11 protein-coding genes, 3 tRNA genes and 1 pseudogene are annotated in these 17549 nt (G+C 71.4%); 7 read left to right on the forward strand and 8 right to left on the reverse strand.

The window, feature by feature from the left end; all coding sequences use genetic code 11:
• Window positions 1-370: pseudogene (locus K7G59_RS22005) on the forward strand (peptidoglycan-binding protein LysM); the annotation flags it as partial.
• Between the two features lie 674 nt (window positions 371-1044).
• Here K7G59_RS22005 and K7G59_RS22010 read toward each other — a convergent pair.
• The 3 genes from K7G59_RS22010 to K7G59_RS22020 all read right to left on the reverse strand — a co-directional run bounded on the left by K7G59_RS22010 (window position 1045) and on the right by K7G59_RS22020 (window position 1450).
• A tRNA-Ile gene (locus K7G59_RS22010) sits at window positions 1045-1121 on the reverse strand.
• A gap of 177 nt (window positions 1122-1298) precedes the next feature.
• Window positions 1299-1371: transfer RNA gene (locus K7G59_RS22015), tRNA-Asn, on the reverse strand.
• 6 nt (window positions 1372-1377) lie between these two features.
• Window positions 1378-1450, reverse strand: a tRNA-Asn gene (locus tag K7G59_RS22020).
• A gap of 157 nt (window positions 1451-1607) precedes the next feature.
• Here K7G59_RS22020 and K7G59_RS22025 point away from each other — a divergent pair.
• From K7G59_RS22025 to K7G59_RS22040, 4 genes are all read left to right on the forward strand, one after another.
• Entirely contained in the window at window positions 1608-1913 is a 306-nt protein-coding gene (locus K7G59_RS22025) for a YtxH domain-containing protein (RefSeq protein ID WP_225836810.1), read from the forward strand.
• An 85-nt stretch (window positions 1914-1998) separates the two neighbouring features.
• On the forward strand, window positions 1999-3438 hold the full coding sequence (locus K7G59_RS22030) for an FGGY family carbohydrate kinase (protein ID WP_225836812.1): 1440 nt from the start codon (window positions 1999-2001) through the stop codon (window positions 3436-3438).
• Between the two features lie 299 nt (window positions 3439-3737).
• Window positions 3738-5471 carry an ABC transporter ATP-binding protein gene (locus K7G59_RS22035; protein WP_225836814.1) on the forward strand — a complete coding sequence of 578 codons (1734 nt, stop codon included), beginning with the start codon at window positions 3738-3740 and terminating at the stop codon, window positions 5469-5471.
• Window positions 5471-7399, forward strand: a complete 1929-nt coding sequence (locus K7G59_RS22040; RefSeq protein WP_225836816.1) for an ABC transporter ATP-binding protein — start codon at window positions 5471-5473, stop codon at window positions 7397-7399. Before K7G59_RS22035 ends, K7G59_RS22040 begins: the two co-directional genes overlap by 1 nt.
• A 107-nt stretch (window positions 7400-7506) precedes the next feature.
• Here K7G59_RS22040 and K7G59_RS22045 read toward each other — a convergent pair whose 3' ends face one another.
• The 5 genes from K7G59_RS22045 to K7G59_RS22065 form a co-directional block, all read right to left on the reverse strand.
• Window positions 7507-8745, reverse strand: a complete 1239-nt coding sequence (locus K7G59_RS22045) for an RNA polymerase sigma factor (RefSeq protein WP_225836817.1) — start codon at window positions 8743-8745, stop codon at window positions 7507-7509.
• Between the two features lie 65 nt (window positions 8746-8810).
• A complete protein-coding gene (gene dnaG, locus K7G59_RS22050) occupies window positions 8811-10712 on the reverse strand; it encodes a DNA primase (protein ID WP_225836818.1) in 1902 nt (633 codons plus the stop codon).
• Window positions 10713-10750: 38 nt separating this feature from the next.
• Window positions 10751-12016, reverse strand: a complete 1266-nt coding sequence (locus K7G59_RS22055; protein ID WP_225836819.1) for an FAD-dependent oxidoreductase — start codon at window positions 12014-12016, stop codon at window positions 10751-10753.
• A gap of 184 nt (window positions 12017-12200) precedes the next feature.
• Entirely contained in the window at window positions 12201-13487 is a 1287-nt protein-coding gene (locus K7G59_RS22060; RefSeq protein WP_225836820.1) for a deoxyguanosinetriphosphate triphosphohydrolase, read from the reverse strand.
• Window positions 13488-13547: 60 nt separating this feature from the next.
• On the reverse strand, window positions 13548-14291 hold the full coding sequence (locus tag K7G59_RS22065; protein ID WP_225836821.1) for a sirohydrochlorin chelatase: 744 nt from the start codon (window positions 14289-14291) through the stop codon (window positions 13548-13550).
• Window positions 14292-14599: 308 nt separating this feature from the next.
• On the opposite strand from K7G59_RS22065, the gene K7G59_RS22070 reads away from it, so the two are divergent.
• Both K7G59_RS22070 and K7G59_RS22075 read left to right on the forward strand, forming a co-directional pair.
• Window positions 14600-15277, forward strand: a complete 678-nt coding sequence (locus K7G59_RS22070; RefSeq protein WP_225836822.1) for a vancomycin high temperature exclusion protein — start codon at window positions 14600-14602, stop codon at window positions 15275-15277.
• A 98-nt stretch (window positions 15278-15375) separates the two neighbouring features.
• Entirely contained in the window at window positions 15376-17538 is a 2163-nt protein-coding gene (locus K7G59_RS22075; protein ID WP_225836824.1) for a molybdopterin oxidoreductase family protein, read from the forward strand.
• The last annotated feature ends 11 nt before the right edge of the window (window positions 17539-17549 follow it).

Here is a 17549-nt window from a genome sequence, read left to right on the forward strand (position 1 = left end):
CGCGGGCGGAACGGACCGGAACGTCGGCAACTTCGCGGACAGGTCGGCGTTGCTGAAGTGGGCGGGTGCGGAACAGCCCAAGCCGAGGGTCTCCTTGGCACACATCGTGGCGGCCGCGAAGAGGGACCCCGGCGCGGCTCAGGGTCACGTCACGTACAAGGCGGAAGTCCTCGTCGTGGAGCGGGCGCTGAAGGCTGAGGGGCTGCTTGCCTCCCCGTATGTGGACGGCAGCTTCGGGTCGATGACGGTCAACGCGTACGCGCGCTGGCAGAAGCGTCTCGGCTACTCGGGGAGCGCCGCGGACGGCATTCCCGGGATGACGTCGCTGAAGAAGCTCGGCGCGCGGCACGGCTTCACCGTCGTCGCCTGAACCGGAGGGACAACCATGGAGATCGCCACGATGTGGAAGGCGGTCGTGTCGGGTGCCGCTGCCGGCGCTGTGGCGCCGGCGACCGCCAGCGCGCTCGGGGTGACGTGGGCGGTTCCGAACCGGAAGGTGGCGGGGGCCCGCGAGTGAGCGTCCAGGATCCGGGTGTCTGCATTCCGCCCGCGCGGATGGACCAGGAGTTGGGATCCCTGAGCGATGGTCTGACCCGGGTGGGGACGAAGCTCGACGGTATCGGCCAGGGGCCCCGGAGCTGGGCAAGGACGTCGCTGACCACCGTCCCGCATCCGCATCCTCGAACGCGCCCGCCGGCCGGTGCCCACCATCGCCGTCCTAGCCGGAGTAGCCGGCGCCGCCAGGCGCCATCGCCCTCTTCGTCCTCTTCGCCCGCCAACCGCTACGCCCCCGTCTACGGTCACCACGGCCGTGGACGGCGGATTTTCCTGGCGGCATCACCTCGGGGGCCGACCGGATGACCCAGCACGCACCTTGCGGCCCTGGTCGGCACCCCGCCGGCCGGGGCCGCTTCCTGTCTTGATCGTCTGCACTTCGGCTGAGCCTCGGCCGAGCCAGCGATCTTCAGGGGCGGCAGAGAACCCTGTGTGCCAGGAAGGGTCCGGCCAGGCGGCAGGTGAGAACGTTTCTGCGTCATCACTGTGTGGTGGGGCGGGTGGGACTCGAACCCACGGCCGACGGATTATGAGTCCGCTGCTCTAACCGGCTGAGCTACCGCCCCATAGCGGCGTGTCGCGTACAAGTGTGCGCGCCGTCTGCCGCAGCATAGCCGCTCATACGATCTCCTGCTTCGGATGGTCGGCTTCCGCGCTGCTTCATGACCTCGGGGACCCCGGCGCAGACGCGACGGTTCCCGCGGGCATGAAAAAGGACCCCCAAGGGGTCCTCGTTCACTGCGCTCCCCCGACTGGACTCGAACCAGTAACCTGCCGGTTAACAGCCGGCTGCTCTGCCAATTGAGCTACGGAGGATCGAAGCTCCCCCGACTGGACTCGAACCAGTAACCTGCCGGTTAACAGCCGGCTGCTCTGCCAATTGAGCTACGGAGGATCGCCTCGTTGCATCGAAAGCACCTACCTGGGTATTCGCCAGGGGGCGTGCGCTCGCTGCGACACATACATTAGCGCAAGCAGGGGGGTGCTCCGCCAATCGGTTCTCCCCGGCACGACGCCGCACCAGAGACCTACGCAAGGGAAGGGTGGCCGCCATGCGCTACCGGCTCACGTTCGTCGCCGGACTCGCCGTCGGTTACGTGCTCGGCACGCGGGCTGGACGCGAACGCTACGAGCAACTGAAGAAGTGCGCCGACCGGATCGCTCAGAACCCCGCCGTCCGCAACACCGCCGAGACAGCCGCACAGCAGGGCCGCGTCTACGCCGGCAAGGCCTTCCACACGGTGAGCGACAAGTTCGGGGAGCGGGTCCCCGCCTCGGTGGCCCACCGGGTCCGGTCCCTGCGGGAGCGCAACATCAACGGCACTCCCGAGGACGACTGGGGCACGAGCAACACGTAGACGCACCCGCACCACCGCACGCGTCCCGGCGGCGAGTGGGCACCGTCGCCCGAACCAGCCGCGGGGATGCTGCAAAATTCTCGGTATGGGGATAGTCGCCGGGTTGGACAGCTCGCCCGATTTCACTCGCATCGTGGTCTGCGACACGGACACCGGAGCCGTGCTCAGGCAGGGATACGCCTCGCATCCGGTGGAGGGTCGCCCGAGCGACGTGGATCCGCAGGCCTGGCTGCTGTCCCTGGGCGAGGCCGCGGGCGGCGGGCTCCTCGAGGGCGTGCAGGCCATCGGGGTCTCCGCGCAGCAGAACGCGCTGATCCCGCTCGACGCGCAGGGCGCCACCGTGCGCCCCGCGCTCACCGGCGGGGACAAGCGCGCGCAGGTCGCCGCGGCCGACCTGATCGACGCGCTCGGCGGGCGGGAGGCCTGGGCGCAGGCCGTGGGGTGCGTGCCGCAGGCCGCACAGCCCGTCACCAAGCTGCGGTGGCTCGCCAAGAACGAGCCGGAGAACGCGCTGCGCACCGCGGTCCTGCTGCAGGCCCACGACTGGCTGGTGTGGCAGCTGCTCGGGCGGCCCCTGCGCCGGACCACCGACCGCGGGGGCGCCTCCGGCACCGGGTACTGGTCCGCGGGTACCGGCGCCTACCGGCCCGACCTGGTCGATCTGGCGCTCGGGCACCAGGCGATGCTGCCGGAGGTGATCGGCCCGTCGGAGGCGGCCGGTACGACCCCGGAGGGGCTGCTCATCTCGGCCGGGACCGGGGAGACCATGGCCGCCGCGCTCGGGCTCGGGATCGGCCTGGGCGACGCGGTCGTGTCCCTCGGCGCCTCGGGCTCCGTGATGGCCGTTCACCCGGAGTCACTCGCCGACCAGTCCGGGATGATCACGTCCCTCGCGGACGCCACCGGCATGCATCTGCCGGTCGTCACGACCCTCAACGCCGTACGGACCTTGCGGGGCACCGCCGAACTGCTCGGCGTGCCCGATCTGGAGACCCTCTCCGAGCTGGCGATGAAGTCCACGCCGGGCGCCCACGGACTCGTCCTCCTCCCCTACCTGGAGGGTGAGCGGACGCCGAACCTGCCGCACACCGCCGGGACGATCGCCGGGCTGCGGCGCGAGTCGATGAGGCCGGAGCATCTGGCGCGGGCCGCGTTCGAGGGCATGCTGTGCGGGCTCGCGGACGCGCTGGACGTGCTCCGCGGACGGGGTGTGGAGGTGCGGCGGATCTTCCTGCTGGGTCCGGCCGCCGGACTGCCCGCCGTGCAGGCCGCGGCGCCCTCGCTGTTCGGTGCACAGGTCGTCGTACCGCAGCCCGCCGACTACGCGGCGATCGGCGCGGCCCGGCAGGCGGCGTGGGCACTCGGCGTGTCGCAGGGCAGCCTCGACCCGCGTACCCCGCCGGCCTGGCAGGGCGCGGCGGCGCAGATCCTGGAACCGGGTGACGACCTGGCCGTGGGGCAGGCGGTGCGGCAGCAGTTCGTGTCGGTGCGGGAGCAGACACACCCCGGGGCGTTCCGCCCCTAGGGCGGGTTTCGAAAGGAGCGTCGTCCGCCCGAAAGGCGGGGCCCGCGGCGTCTGGTGCGGTGCATCGCAAGGCGGAGGGTCGTCCGCGTACTGGGCGTACGCGGACGATCCCGACAACGCGGCGAGGTGCCGTGCCAGGCGTCGCGGGCCGGACGGGACTTTGCAAACACGCCCTGCCCCCCTGGACCGGGGAACCCGCCTGTTGGGTTAATTCGGTTGGGGTAACGCCTGCTGAGTGTCGGACGATAGGGGCCAGGGGCAGTCGACCAGCCCCTACCGCCGACTCCGAGAGACGTAGCGTGCTCATACGACTTCTGCGGACCTATCTCAGGCCCTACAAAAAGCCCATAGCCGTCCTGGTGCTGCTGCAGTTCCTGCAGACCTGCGCCACCCTCTACCTGCCCACTCTGAACGCGGACATCATCGACAACGGTGTCGTGAAAGGTGACACGGGTTACATCCTGTCCTTCGGCGCCCTGATGATCGGCATCTCGCTGGCGCAGGTCGTCTGCAACGTCGGCGCCGTCTACTACGGCGCGCGGACCGCGTCGGCGCTCGGCCGGGACGTGCGTGGCGCCGTCTTCGACCGGGTCCAGTCCTTCTCCGCACGTGAGGTCGGTCACTTCGGGGCCCCCTCTCTCATCACGCGTACGACGAACGACGTACAGCAGGTCCAGATGCTGGCCCTGATGACGTTCACGCTGATGGTGTCGGCGCCCATCATGTGTGTGGGCGGTATCGTGCTGGCGCTCGGCCTGGACGTGCCGCTGTCCGCGGTGCTCGTCGCCGTCGTCCCCGTGCTCGGCATCTCGGTGACGCTGATCGTGCGCCGGCTGCGCCCGCTGTTCCGGTCCATGCAGGTCCGCCTGGACACCGTGAACCGGGTGCTGCGCGAGCAGATCACCGGCAACCGGGTGATCCGCGCCTTCGTCCGCGACGAGTACGAGCAGAAGCGGTTCGGGCGGGCGAACACCGACCTGACCGAGATGCAGCTGGCCACCGGACGGATGCTCGCGCTGATGTTCCCGATGGTCATGACGGTGGTCAACCTGTCGTCCGTCGCGGTGGTGTGGTTCGGCGCGCACCGCATCGACAGCGGCGGGATGCACATCGGTGACCTGACGGCGTTCCTCGCCTATCTGATGCAGATCGTCATGTCTGTGATGATGGCCACGTTCATGTTCATGATGGTGCCGCGCGCCGAGGTGTGCGCGGAACGCATCCAGGAGGTCCTGGGCACCGATTCCAGCGTGGTGCCGCCGCTCGCGCCGGTCACCCGGCTGCGCGGGCACGGGCACCTGGACATCCGGGGCGCGGGGTTCCGCTATCCGGGTGCCGAGGAGCCGGTGCTGAAGGCCATCGAGCTGGACGCCCGGCCGGGCGAGACGACCGCCGTGATCGGCTCCACCGGCAGCGGCAAGTCGACGCTGCTCGGCCTGGTCCCGCGGCTGTTCGACGCCACCGAGGGCCAGGTGCTGGTGAACGGCGTCGACGTCACGGAGATCGACCCGAAGGTGCTGGCCAAGACCGTCGGGCTGGTGCCGCAGAAGCCGTACCTGTTCGCGGGGACGGTGGCCACCAACCTGCGCTACGGCAACCCCGACGCCACCGACGCGGAGCTGTGGCACGCGCTGGAGGTGGCACAGGCCGCGGACTTCGTACGGAAGCTGGAGGGCGGGCTGAACGCGCCGATCGCGCAGGGCGGCACCAACGTCTCCGGCGGCCAGCGGCAGCGGCTCGCGATCGCCCGCACGCTGGTGCAGCGCCCGGAGATCTACCTCTTCGACGACTCCTTCTCCGCGCTCGACTACGCGACGGACGCGGCGCTGCGCGCGGCCCTCACCGAGGAGACCGCCGAGGCGACCGTCGTGATCGTCGCGCAGCGCGTGGCGACCATCCGGGACGCCGACCGGATCATCGTGCTGGACGGGGGCTTGGTGGTCGGCTCCGGCCGGCACCACGAGCTGATGGCGACCAACGAGACCTACCGGGAGATCGTGCTCTCCCAGCTGACGGAAGCGGAGGCTGCCTGATGGCCGGGCCCATGGGACGCATGATGGCCGGGGGCGGCCCGGACCAGCGCTCGATGGACTTCAAGGGGTCGGGCAAGCGGCTCCTCACCCAGTTCAAGCCCGAACGGCTCACCCTCTACACCCTGTTGCTGTGCGTGGTCGTCAGCGTGGCCCTGAACGTCGTCGGCCCGAAGATCCTCGGCAAGGCCACCGACCTGGTCTTCGCCGGGATCATCGGCCGGCAGATGCCGGCCGGCGTCAGCAAGGAGCAGGTGCTCGACACCATGCGGGCCCATGGCAGGGGCTCCGTCGCGGACATGCTGCAGAGCACGGACTTCACGCCCGGCAAGGGCATCGACTTCGGTGCCATCGGCGGTGTGCTGCTACTGGCGACGGGCACGTTCCTGCTGGCCGGTCTGCTGACGGCGGTGGCGACACGGCTGGTCAACCGGACCGTCAACCGCACGATGTTCCGGATGCGGGAGGACGTGCAGACGAAGCTGTCCCGGCTGCCGCTGTCGTACTTCGACAAGCGCCAGCGCGGCGAGGTGCTCTCCCGCGCGACCAACGACATCGACAACATCGGGCAGACGCTCCAGCAGTCGATGGGCCAGCTGATCAACGCGGTGCTGACCATCGTCGGTGTGCTCGCGATGATGTTCTACGTCTCCTGGATCCTCGCGCTGGTCGCGCTGGTGACCGTACCGCTGTCGGTCGTCGTGGCCACCCGGGTCGGCAAGCGTTCGCAGCCGCACTTCGTGCAGCAGTGGCGCACCACCGGCAAGCTGAACGCGCACGTCGAGGAGATGTACACCGGGCACACGCTGGTGAAGGTGTTCGGGCGCCAGGATGAGTCGGCGCAGCAGTTCGCCGAGCAGAACGAGGCGCTGTACGAGGCCGCGTTCAAGGCGCAGTTCAACAGCGGCATCATGCAGCCGCTGATGATGTTCGTGTCGAACCTGAACTACATCCTGGTGGCGGTCGTCGGTGGTCTGCGGGTCGCCTCCGGCTCGCTGTCCATCGGTGACGTGCAGGCCTTCATCCAGTACTCGCGGCAGTTCTCGATGCCGCTGACGCAGGTCGCGTCGATGGCGAACCTGGTGCAGTCCGGTGTCGCCTCGGCCGAGCGGGTCTTCGAACTCCTTGACGCGGAGGAGCAGGAGGCGGACCCGGTGCCGGGCGAGCGGCCGGCCGAGCTGCACGGGCGCGTGGACCTGGAGCGGGTGTCGTTCCGGTACGACCCCGAGAAGCCGCTGATCGAGGACCTGTCGCTGACGGTGCGGCCCGGCCAGACGGTGGCCATCGTCGGCCCCACCGGCGCGGGCAAGACCACGCTGGTCAACCTGCTGATGCGGTTCTACGACGTCACGGGCGGCCGGATCACCCTCGACGGGGTGGACATCCGCAAGATGTCCCGCGACGACCTGCGGTCCGGCATCGGCATGGTGCTCCAGGACACCTGGCTGTTCGGCGGCACCATCGCGGACAACATCGCGTACGGGGCGTCGCGGGAGGTCACCCGTGGGGAGATCGAGGAGGCCGCGCGGGCGGCTCACGCCGACCGGTTCATCCGGACGCTGCCCGAGGGCTACGACACCGTCATCGACGACGAGGGCACCGGCGTCAGCGCCGGCGAGAAGCAGCTCATCACGATCGCACGGGCGTTCCTGTCCGACCCGGTGATCCTGGTGCTGGACGAGGCGACCAGCTCCGTCGACACCCGCACGGAGGTGCTGATCCAGAAGGCGATGGCCAAACTCGCGCACGGCCGTACGTCGTTCGTGATCGCGCACCGGCTCTCCACGATCCGGGACGCCGACACGATCCTGGTGATGGAGAACGGCTCGATCGTCGAACAGGGCGCGCACACGGAGCTGTTGGATGCGGACGGGGCGTACGCGCGGCTGTACAAGGCGCAGTTCGCGCAGGCGCTGGCGGAGGTCGACTAGGGCGCGCTTCGAAAGTAGCGTCGTCCGCCCGAAGGGCGGGCCAGACGGGACTTTCGAAACACGCTCTGGGCACGGGGGGCCGTCGGCCGGCGGCCCCCTTGCCCCGTTCAGTCGAGGTAACCCCGCAGCTGGTCCGCGAAGGCGTGGTCGCGGAGCTTGTTGAGGGTCTTGGACTCGATCTGGCGTATCCGTTCCCGGGTCACGCCGAACAGGCGGCCGATCTCCTCCAGGGTGCGGGGGCGGCCGTCGATCAGTCCGTAGCGCAGCTGGACGACCTTGCGCTCGCGCTCGCCGAGGGTGGACAGCACCGCTTCCAGGTGCTCGCGCAGCAGCAGGAACGCGGCGGACTCGACGGGGCTGGTCGCGTCGCCGTCCTCGATGAGGTCGCCGAGGGCCACGTCGTCCTCCTCCCCGACGGGCGCGTGCAGCGAGATCGGCTCCTGGGCGAGCCGCAGGACTTCGCCGACCCGCTCGGGCGGCAGGTCCAGGTGGGCGGCGACCTCGTCGCAGGTGGGTTCGTAGCCGCGCTCCTGGAGCATGCGGCGCTGGACGCGGACGACCCGGTTGATGAGTTCCACGACGTGGACGGGCACCCGGATGGTGCGGGCCTGGTCGGCCAGGGCCCGGGACATGGCCTGCCGGATCCACCAGGTGGCGTACGTGGAGAACTTGTAGCCACGGGCGTAGTCGAACTTCTCCACGGCCCGGATGAGCCCGAGGTTGCCCTCCTGGACGAGGTCGAGCATGGTCAGCCCGCGGCCGACGTACCTCTTGGCCACGGACACGACGAGCCGCAGGTTGGCCTCGATGAGCCGCCGCTTGGCCATCCGGCCCCGGACGACGAGCCGGTCCAGGTCCAGGGCGAGCTGGCTGTCCAGGTCGGGGGCGTTGCCCAGCTTCTCCTCGGCGAACAGGCCGGCCTCCACCCGGCGGGCGAGTTCGACCTCCTCGGCCGCGGTGAGCAGCGGGATGCGGCCGATCTCGCGCAGGTACTGACGGAACAGGTCGGCGGAGGGGCCGCCGGTCTCGGCACGGGCGGCGGCCGGGGCCTCGGCGGGCTCGACGGCGTCCACGGCAGCCTCCGCGGCGTCCACGGCGTCCACGGCCTCCGCGGCGTCCACGGCGTCCACGGCGTCCACGGCGTCTTCCGTGAGCGCCTCGGCGGGCGGCTCCGCCGCCTCCGGGTGGAGCAGGCCACGGCTCTGCGGGGGGACGGCCGCGACGGCGCCGGTCTCCTCGTCCGGCTCGCCGAGGGGGGCACGCGTACTGTCGTTCTGGGTGAGGGTCCGGGTCTGCACGGGGGCGACCTCCAGGATGCTCGCTGCCCCCAGTGTGGAGTACGACACATCCCCGCCACGAGGGGCGTGCGGTGACTTTTTGCATCCGCCTCGTGACCCGCTGGTGGTCGTCCTCAGAGAGCCGACGGACCCTCTTCCTGCAGCGCCCTGTCGTACCGGGTGAGGATCATCATCTCGTTCTGGACGGCGGCCGACTGCGCCGGATCCGAGTGTCCGAGCCGGGTCAACGTGCCCTGGAGATCGGTGAGTCGACGGGTTACAGCTCTGCGCCGGACGGTGACGAGCTGTTCACCCGCGTACGCCTCGTCGACCGTGCGGCGCAGGATCGCCTCCACCGCCAGCTCCGTCACCATCGCCCGGACGGCGTCGTCGGGAGCCGCCTCACGGACGCGGACCAGGTACTCCTGGGGGTCCTGACCGCCGTACTCGGCGCCGCCCGCCTCGGCGATCGCCTGGCGTACGGCCGCGTAGGGAGGGGCGGTGAACTCGTCGACGCCGTACGCGTCGAACGCGGGCGACACCAGCTCGGGGCGCTGCAGGGCGAGTTTGAGCAGTTCGCGTTCGGTGGCGTAGACCGGGTTGCGCAGGTTGAGCGCCGGGCCGGAGGTCGCGGGACGGGGTGCGGCCTCCCACTGCCGGCCGGCGGGGCGGGGCGGCTGCTGCGGGGCCTTGCCGCCGCGGTCGCGGGCCCAGCGGGCGAGCTGGGCGACCCGCTTGACGACGAACTGGGTGTCGAGGATGCCGAGCATGCCGGCCAGCTCGACGGCGACCTCGTGCTGGGCGCCGCTGTTCTTGATCCGGGCGACGACGGGTGCCGCCTCGTCCAGCGCCGCCGCGCGGCCCGCCGGGGTGTTGAGGTCGTAGCGGCTCACGATCTGGCGGAGTGCGAACTCGAACAGCGGGGTACGGGGTTCGACCAGGTCGGCGACCGCCTCGTCGCCCTTGGCCAGGCGCAGATCGCAGGGGTCCATGCCGTCCGGGGCGATGGCGATGTAGGTCTCGGCGGCGAACTTCTGGTCGTCCTCGAAGGCACGCAGGGCGGCCTTCTGCCCAGCCGCGTCACCGTCGAAGGTGAAGATGACGCGGGCGCTGCCGTTGTCCATCAGCAGGCGGCGCAGGATCTTGATGTGCTCGCCGCCGAAGGCCGTACCGCAGGTCGCGATGGCGGTCGTGACACCCGCGAGGTGGCAGGCCATCACGTCGGTGTAGCCCTCGACGACCACCGCGCGGCTCGTCTTGGCGATCTCCTTCTTCGCCAGGTCGATGCCGTACAGCACCTGGCTCTTCTTGTAGATCGACGTCTCGGGCGTGTTCAGGTACTTCGGGCCGTTGTCCGCCTCGTACAGCTTGCGGGCGCCGAAGCCGACGACCTCGCCGCCGATGTCCCGGATGGGCCACATCAGGCGGCCCCGGAAGCGGTCGATGGGGCCGCGGCGGCCCTCCTGGGAGAGGCCGGAGAGGATCAGCTCCTTGTCGGTGAAGCCCTTCCCGCGCAGGTAGCGGGTGAGGTGGTCCCAGCCCTGGGGGCTGTATCCGACGCCGAAGTGGACGGCGGCGGCCTGGTCGAAGCCGCGCTCGGCGAGGAAGATCCGGCCGGTCTCGGCCTCTGCGCCGGTGGCGAGCTGCTCGGCGTACCACTGGGCGGCGATCTTGTGCGCCTCGATCAGGCGGATGCGCTCGCCGCGCTGGTGGGCGGGGTTGTAGCCGCCCTCCTCGTAGCGCAGCGTGATACCGGCCTGGGCGGCCAGGCGCTCGACCGCCTCCGAGAAGGAGAGGTGGTCCACCTTCATCACGAAGGTGATGGTGTCGCCGCCCTCCTGGCAGCCGAAGCAGTGGAAGAGTCCCTTGCTCGGGCTGACCTGGAAGGACGGCGACTTCTCGTCGTGGAAGGGGCACAGGCCCTTCAGGTTGCCGCCGCCCGCGTTGCGCAGCTGGAGGTACTCGGAGACCACGGCGTCGATCGGGACCGCGTCCCGTACCGCCTTCACGTCGTCGTCGTTGATCCGTCCTGCCACGAGGAGATTCTACGGGGCAGGACGGACACTCCCGCTGCTCAGCAGGTCAGGCTGTCGAGGGGTACGTGCGGGTCGGCCAGGGCCTGCGGGTCCACCAGGGCCCCGGAGCGGATGAGTTTCTGGATGTGCTCTGTGACGTCCCACACGTTCACGTTCATCCCGGCCAGGACGCGTCCCTTGCTGAGCCAGAACGCGATGAACTCCCGCCTGCCGACATCACCGCGCGCGACCACCTGGTCGTACGAGCCGGGGGGCGCCCAGCCGCTGTACTCCATGCCCAGGTCGTACTGGTCGGTGAAGAAGTAGGGCACCCGGTCGTAGCGGATGTCCTTGCCGAGCATGGCGCGGGCGGCGACCGGGCCGCCGTTCAGGGCGTTGGCCCAGTGCTCCACCCGGACCCTGGTGCCGAAGAGCGGCAGCGGGAACGCGGCGACGTCACCGGCCGCGTAGATGTCCGGGTCCGAGGTGCGCAGCCGTTCGTCCACGGCGACACCGCCTCCGTACGCCCGGTCGGCGATCTCCAGCCCCGCGGCCTCGGCCAGGTTCGTGCGCGGTGCCGCGCCGATCGCCGCGAGGACCTCGTGCGCCGGGTGCTCCTCGCCGTCGTCGGTGCGGACGGCGAGGACCATGCCGTCCTGGCCGACGATCTCCGTGAGCCGGGCGCCGAAGTGGAAGACGACGCCGTGCTCACGGTGCAGATCGGCGAAGACCTCGCCCAGCTCGGGGCCCAGGACGTTGTGCAGCGGGGTCGGCAGCGGCTCGAGGACGGTCACCTCCGCGCCGTAGGTGCGGGCCGCAGCCGCCACCTCCAGGCCGATCCAGCCGGCGCCCGCGATCACGAGCCTGCCGTTGTCCCGGCCGAGCGCGGCCAGCGTGTTCCTGAGCCGGTCGGCGTGGGCGAGGCGGCGCAGGTGGTGCACGCCCGCGAGTCCGGTGCCGGGGATGTCCAGGCGGCGGGGCTCGGCGCCGGTGGCGAGGAGCAGCTTGTCGTAGTGGACGAGGGTGCCGTCGTCCCCGAAGCGCACGGTCCTGGCCGTCCGGTCGATCGCGTCGACCGTCTGGCCGAGGTGCAGCTCGATGTCGTGCTGGGCGTACCAGGAGGGCTCGTGCACGAAGACGCTGTCCCGTTCCTCCTTGCCGAGCAGATAGCCCTTGGACAGCGGCGGACGCTCGTACGGGTGGTCGCGTTCGTCGCAGATCAGTATCACCCGCCCGGTGAAGCCCTCCGCACGGAGCGTCTCGGCCGCCTTCGCTCCGGCGAGGCCGCCTCCGACGATGACGAATGTCTGATCCGCGTCGACCACTTGATGCCTCCTCGTAGGGTGCCGCCCTCTTGCGAGCGTCCCGCATGTGGCGTGCTGCGGGAAGAGAAAGTGACCCGATCAGGCCCTTCGGCGGACATGTTCCCCGCCCGACGTCCCGTTCACGGGGCCGGTCCTGCCCGGTATACCGACCGGTTGCGGGTGTCAGGCGCCACCCGGGGCCGGATTACTCCGGGAGTGGGACTTTGTGCCCCGTGAGTCTCGCGTGCAGCGAGCGGGCGGAGGCGTCGGTGAGGGAGGCGATCTGGTCGACGATCACCCGCTTGCGCGCCCGGTCGTCGCCCGCCCCGTCGAACAGTGCCTGGAACTGCGGATCCAGACCCTCGGGCGCGCGGGCCGTGAGCGCCTGCGCCAGCTCCGCGACGACCACCCGCTGATCGGCGCGCAGCCGCTCCTGCTCGGCGCGCTGCATCACGTACCGGTCCGCGACCGCCTTGAGCACCGCGCACTCCATCCGGGTCTCGCGGGGTACGACGAGTTCGGCGCCGTAGCGGGTGAGCCGGCCGGTGCCGTAGGCGGCGCGCGTGGCGCCCTCGGCGGCCAGGCAGAACCGGCCGATGAGCTGGCTGGTGGCGTCCTTCAGCCGGGCCTGGGCGACCGCGGTGCCGTCGTAGCCGTGCGGCCACCACTCCTGGTCCTGGAGGCGGTCCAGGGCCTCGGCGAGTTCGGCGGGGTCCGTGTCCGCGGGGACGTAACGGCCGACGGCGACCTCGAACACCGCCCGCCGTTCGGGTTCGGCGTGCAGGCAGTCGGGGTCGATGTGGCCGGCGTGCAGGCCGTCCTCGACGTCGTGCACCGAGTACGCCACGTCGTCCGACCAGTCCATGACCTGCGCCTCGAAGCAGGTGCGCGTACCGAGGGCGGTGCCCCGGACCCAGTCGAACACCGGGCGGTCGTCCTCGTACACGCCGAACTTCGTCGACGCCGGGTCGGTGGGGTGAGCGCCGCGCGGCCAGGGGTACTTGGTGGCGGCGTCCAGGGCGGCGCGGGTGAGGTTGAGGCCGACGGACCCCTCAGGGGTGAACCGTTTGGGCTCCAGACGGGTGAGGAGCCTGAGGGACTGGGCGTTGCCCTCGAAACCGCCGCAGTCGTCGGCGAACTCGTTCAGTGCGACTTCGCCGTTGTGGCCGAAGGGCGGGTGACCCAGGTCGTGCGAGAGGCAGGCTGCTTCCACCAGATCGGCGTCGCAGCCGAGCGCTGCCCCCAGCTCTCGGCCGACCTGGGCGCACTCCAAGGAATGCGTCAGGCGGGTGCGGGGACTCGCGTCCCAGGCCGGGCTGCGCGTGCCCGGCGTGACGACCTGGGTCTTGCCGGCGAGGCGGCGCAGCGCAGCGCTGTGCAGGATGCGGGCGCGGTCGCGTTGGAAGGCGGTGCGACCCGGGCGTTTGTCTGGTTCGGGGGCCCAGCGTTCGATTGATGCCGGGTCGTACGTGTCCGCTGCGGTGCCTTCCATGTCTCGACAGTAAGCGGCGGCAGTGACAATCGGGACTCGTCGGTGCGCCCGGACGTCGTGTCAGGCGGCTGCGGCCGCCCCCGTTGCCAGACTCTCCTCGTAGCGGTGCACGATCAGGCGGGCCATCGCCTCATGGGCTCCCAGGGGCTCGGCGGCTATCCAGGGGGCCCGGTCCGCGCACTGGGTCGCGAAGCGGCCCGGGGCTGTGAAGTAGGAGGCGATGGCCACCCGGTGGCGGCCTCTGGCCGTCAGCGCGCGTACCGCTGCCCGGACCGTCGGGGTCGCCGCCGAGGCGTAGGCCGGGACGACCGGAACTCCGAGGCGGTCGGCGAGGAGGCGGGCCGTGCGGCGGGTGTCCGTCGCCGAGTCGGGGTCGCGGGAGCCCGCCGCGGCGAGGACCACGGCGCTGGAGCGGCAGGTGGCGTGGTCCGGGGTGTGCCAGCCGGCCTCCACCAGGCGGTCGTGGAGGGTCTCCACGAGCAGCGGGTGCGGGCCGAGCGGCGCGGCCACGCGGGCGCCGGCGGACGCGGCGGCGGCCATCTCGGGGATGTCCTGCTTGACGTGGTAGCCGCGGCCGAGGAGGAGGGGGACCAGGACGGCCGGGGTGTCGCCGAGGGCGGCGAGGGTGTCGGGCAGCAGCGGCTCGTTCAGCTCGATGTGGCCCAGCCGGACGGAGAGCCCGGGGCGCAGCTCGCGTACCCGTTCGACCAGCGTGTGCACGGTGTCCAGCGCACGCGGGTCACGGCTGCCGTGGGCCACCAGGACGAGGGTGGGCTCATCGCGGAGAAGGTGCAACGCCGTCATGCAAGGATCCTGACGGCGGGACGTTGCGTCGCCGTTGCGTGGCCGTCACGAGTGTTTTCCATGGATTCACGGCGTACGGCGGCGGCGTGTGAGGCGAAACCGGGGCGCCGTCCCGCGCGTCCTCCATGGTCGGAACCGATCGGCCGATCGCAGGGGCCGGATCAGCGGCCGCACGGGACCGGCTCAGCGGCCACATGGAGCCGGCTCGGCGATCGCATAGGGCCGGATCGGCGATCGCATAGGGCCGGATCGGCGATCACATGGGGCCGGCTCGGCGATCACCGTGACCGGATCAGATGGGGGACCGTATGAAGATCCGTCGACCGCGGCTGCCGCGCACCCGCCGCGGGCAGCGGCGACTGGTGCAGGCCGTGATGGCCGTGTGCGTGCTGGCGCTGCTGCCGACCACCTGGCTGTACGTGTCGACGGCCGGTCGGCTGCGGACCACGGCGGACGCGCCGCGCACCGAGGTCGCCGTGGTCTTCGGGGCCGGCCTGTGGAAGGGCGAGCCCTCGCCGTACCTGGCACACCGGCTGGACGCGGCGGCGAAGCTGTACCGGGCGGGCCGGATCGAGGTGGTGCTGGTCACCGGCGACAACAGCCGCAAGGACTACGACGAGCCGGACGCCATGCGCGCCTACCTGAGGAAGCACGGGGTGCCGGACCGCCGGATCGTCGGCGACTACGCCGGTTTCGACACCTGGGACTCGTGCGTGCGGGCCAAGAAGATCTTCGGGGTGGACCGGGCGGTGCTGATCAGCCAGGGCTTCCACATCCGGCGGGCGGTCGCGCTGTGCGAGGCGGCGGGGATCGACTCGTACGGGATCGGGGTCCAGGACAAGCACGACGCGACCTGGTACTACGGCGGCACCCGGGAGGTCTTCGCGGCGGGCAAGGCGGCCCTGGACGCCCTGTTCCACCCCGGTCCGACCTTCCTGGGGCCGAAGGAGCCGGGAGTGGCGCGGGCACTGGCCGACGGGCGGTGACGGCCTCACGGCGGAGGCGGGGGCGCGAGGAGGTCGCCGTCCCGGCGGCGTAACAGCAGCAGTCCGGTGCCGTAACACGTCCGAAGCAGGCTGGCTGCATGGACACCACCTCGACGCCCACCCACTGCCCGTACTGCGCCCTGCAATGCGGGATGAACATCCTGTCCCTGCCACAGGGGGGCGTCGAGGTGGCCGAGCGGCCGGACTTCCCGGTGAACCGGGGCGCGCTGTGCGGCAAGGGCCGTACGGCCGCCGAGGTGCTGTCGCCGGGAGCGCGGCTGACCTCGCCGCTCGTGCGGTCCGACGGCGGGCTGGTGCCGGCGTCCTGGACGGAGGCGCTCGATCTGATCGCCGAGCGGCTGGGCGCGACCCGGGCGCGGTACGGGGCAGACGCGCTCGGGGTGTTCGGCGGGGGCGGGCTGACGAACGAGAAGGCGTACGCGCTCGGCAAGTTCGCGCGGGTGGTGCTGGGCACCTCGCAGATCGACTACAACGGCCGCTTCTGCATGTCGTCGGCCGCCGCCGCCGGCACGAAGGCCTTCGGCCTGGACCGGGGGCTGCCGTTCCCGCTGGAGGACATCCCGAGGACCGGGTGCGTGATCCTGGTCGGCTCGAACCTCGCGGAGACCATGCCGCCGTCGCTGCGCTACTTCCGCGAACTGCGGGAGAACGGCGGCACGCTGGTCGTGGTCGATCCGCGCCGGACGAAGACCGCCGAGCAGGCCGACCTGCATCTCGCGCCCCGCCCCGGCACCGATCTCGCCCTGGCGCTCGGCCTGTTGCACCTGGTGGTGGCCGAGGGACGCACGGACGAGGAGTACATCCGGGAGCGTACGGCGGGCTGGGAGGAGGCCCGCGCGGCGGCGATGGCGCACTGGCCGGAGTACGTGGAGCGGATCACGGGGGTGTCCGTTCCCGAACTGCGGGAGGCCGTACGGCTGTTCTGCGAGCCGGAGGCCGCGATGGTGCTGACCGCCCGCGGGCCCGAGCAGCAGTCCAAGGGGACGGACACGGTGGGCGCCTGGATCAACCTGTGCCTGGCGACGGGCCGGGCGGGCCGCCCGCTGTCGGGGTACGGCTGCCTGACCGGGCAGGGCAACGGCCAGGGCGGACGGGAACACGGCCAGAAGGCCGACCAGTTGCCCGGCTACCGCAAGCTGGACGACCCGGCGGCCCGGCGCCATGTGGCCGAGGTGTGGGGCGTGGACCCGGACAGCCTGCCCGGCCCCGGACGCAGCGCGTACGAGCTGCTGGACGCGCTCGGCACGGACATCCGGGCGCTGCTGCTGATGGGTTCCAACCCGGTGGTGTCGGCGCCGCGCGCCGCGCACGTGGAGGAGCGCATCCGGGCGCTGGACTTCCTCGCCGTGTGCGACGTCGTCCTGTCGGAGACGGCGGCGCTCGCGGACGTCGTTCTGCCGGTGACGCAGTGGGCCGAGGAGACGGGCACGACGACCAGCCTGGAGGGCAGGGTGCTGCTGCGCCGCCGGGCGGTCGCCCCGCCCCCCGGGGTCCGCAGCGACCTGGACGTCCTGCACGGTCTTGCCGCCCGCCTGGGCGTGGAGAAGGGCTTCCCGACCGACCCCGAGGAGGTCTTCGGTGAACTCCGCCGGGCCAGCGCCGGCGGCCCGGCGGACTACTCCGGGATCACCTACCGGCGCCTGGCGGAGGAGAACGGCGTCTTCTGGCCGTGCCCGGAGTCCGCGGAGGAGACGGGGGAGACGGAAAAGACGGAGGAGACACAGCGGGGGACTCGGGGTGCCTCCGGGCCGGTCCACCCGGGTACGCCCCGGCTCTTCCTGGACCGGTTCGCCACGGAGGACGGCCGGGCCCGGTTCGCGGCCGTGGCGCACCGGGCGACGGCGGAGGAGCCGGACGAGGAGTACCCGCTGCTGCTGACCACCGGCCGGGTGGTGTCGCAGTACCAGTCGGGTGCGCAGACCCGGCGGGTCGCCGAGCTGAACGCCGCCGCCCCCGGCCCGTTCGTGGAACTGCACCCCCGGCTCGCGGCCCGCATCGGCGCGAGCGAGGGCGACCCGGTGACGGTGGTCTCCCGGCGCGGCCGGGCCGTGGCTCCGGCCCGCATCACCCCGGACATCCGCCCGGACACCGTCTTCATGCCCTTCCACTGGCCGGGCGAGGGCCGCGCCAACAACCTCACCAACCCGGCCCTCGACCCGACGTCCCGGATGCCGGAGTTCAAGTCGTGCGCGGTACGGGTGGAGGTGCGGGCGGACGTGCGGGCGGCGCCGGTGGGCTGACCGCCGGCGGC

Origin of the sequence: Streptomyces sp. NK08204 (assembly GCF_020400585.1) — a bacterium.
Taxonomy (GTDB): Bacteria; Actinomycetota; Actinomycetes; order Streptomycetales; family Streptomycetaceae; genus Streptomyces.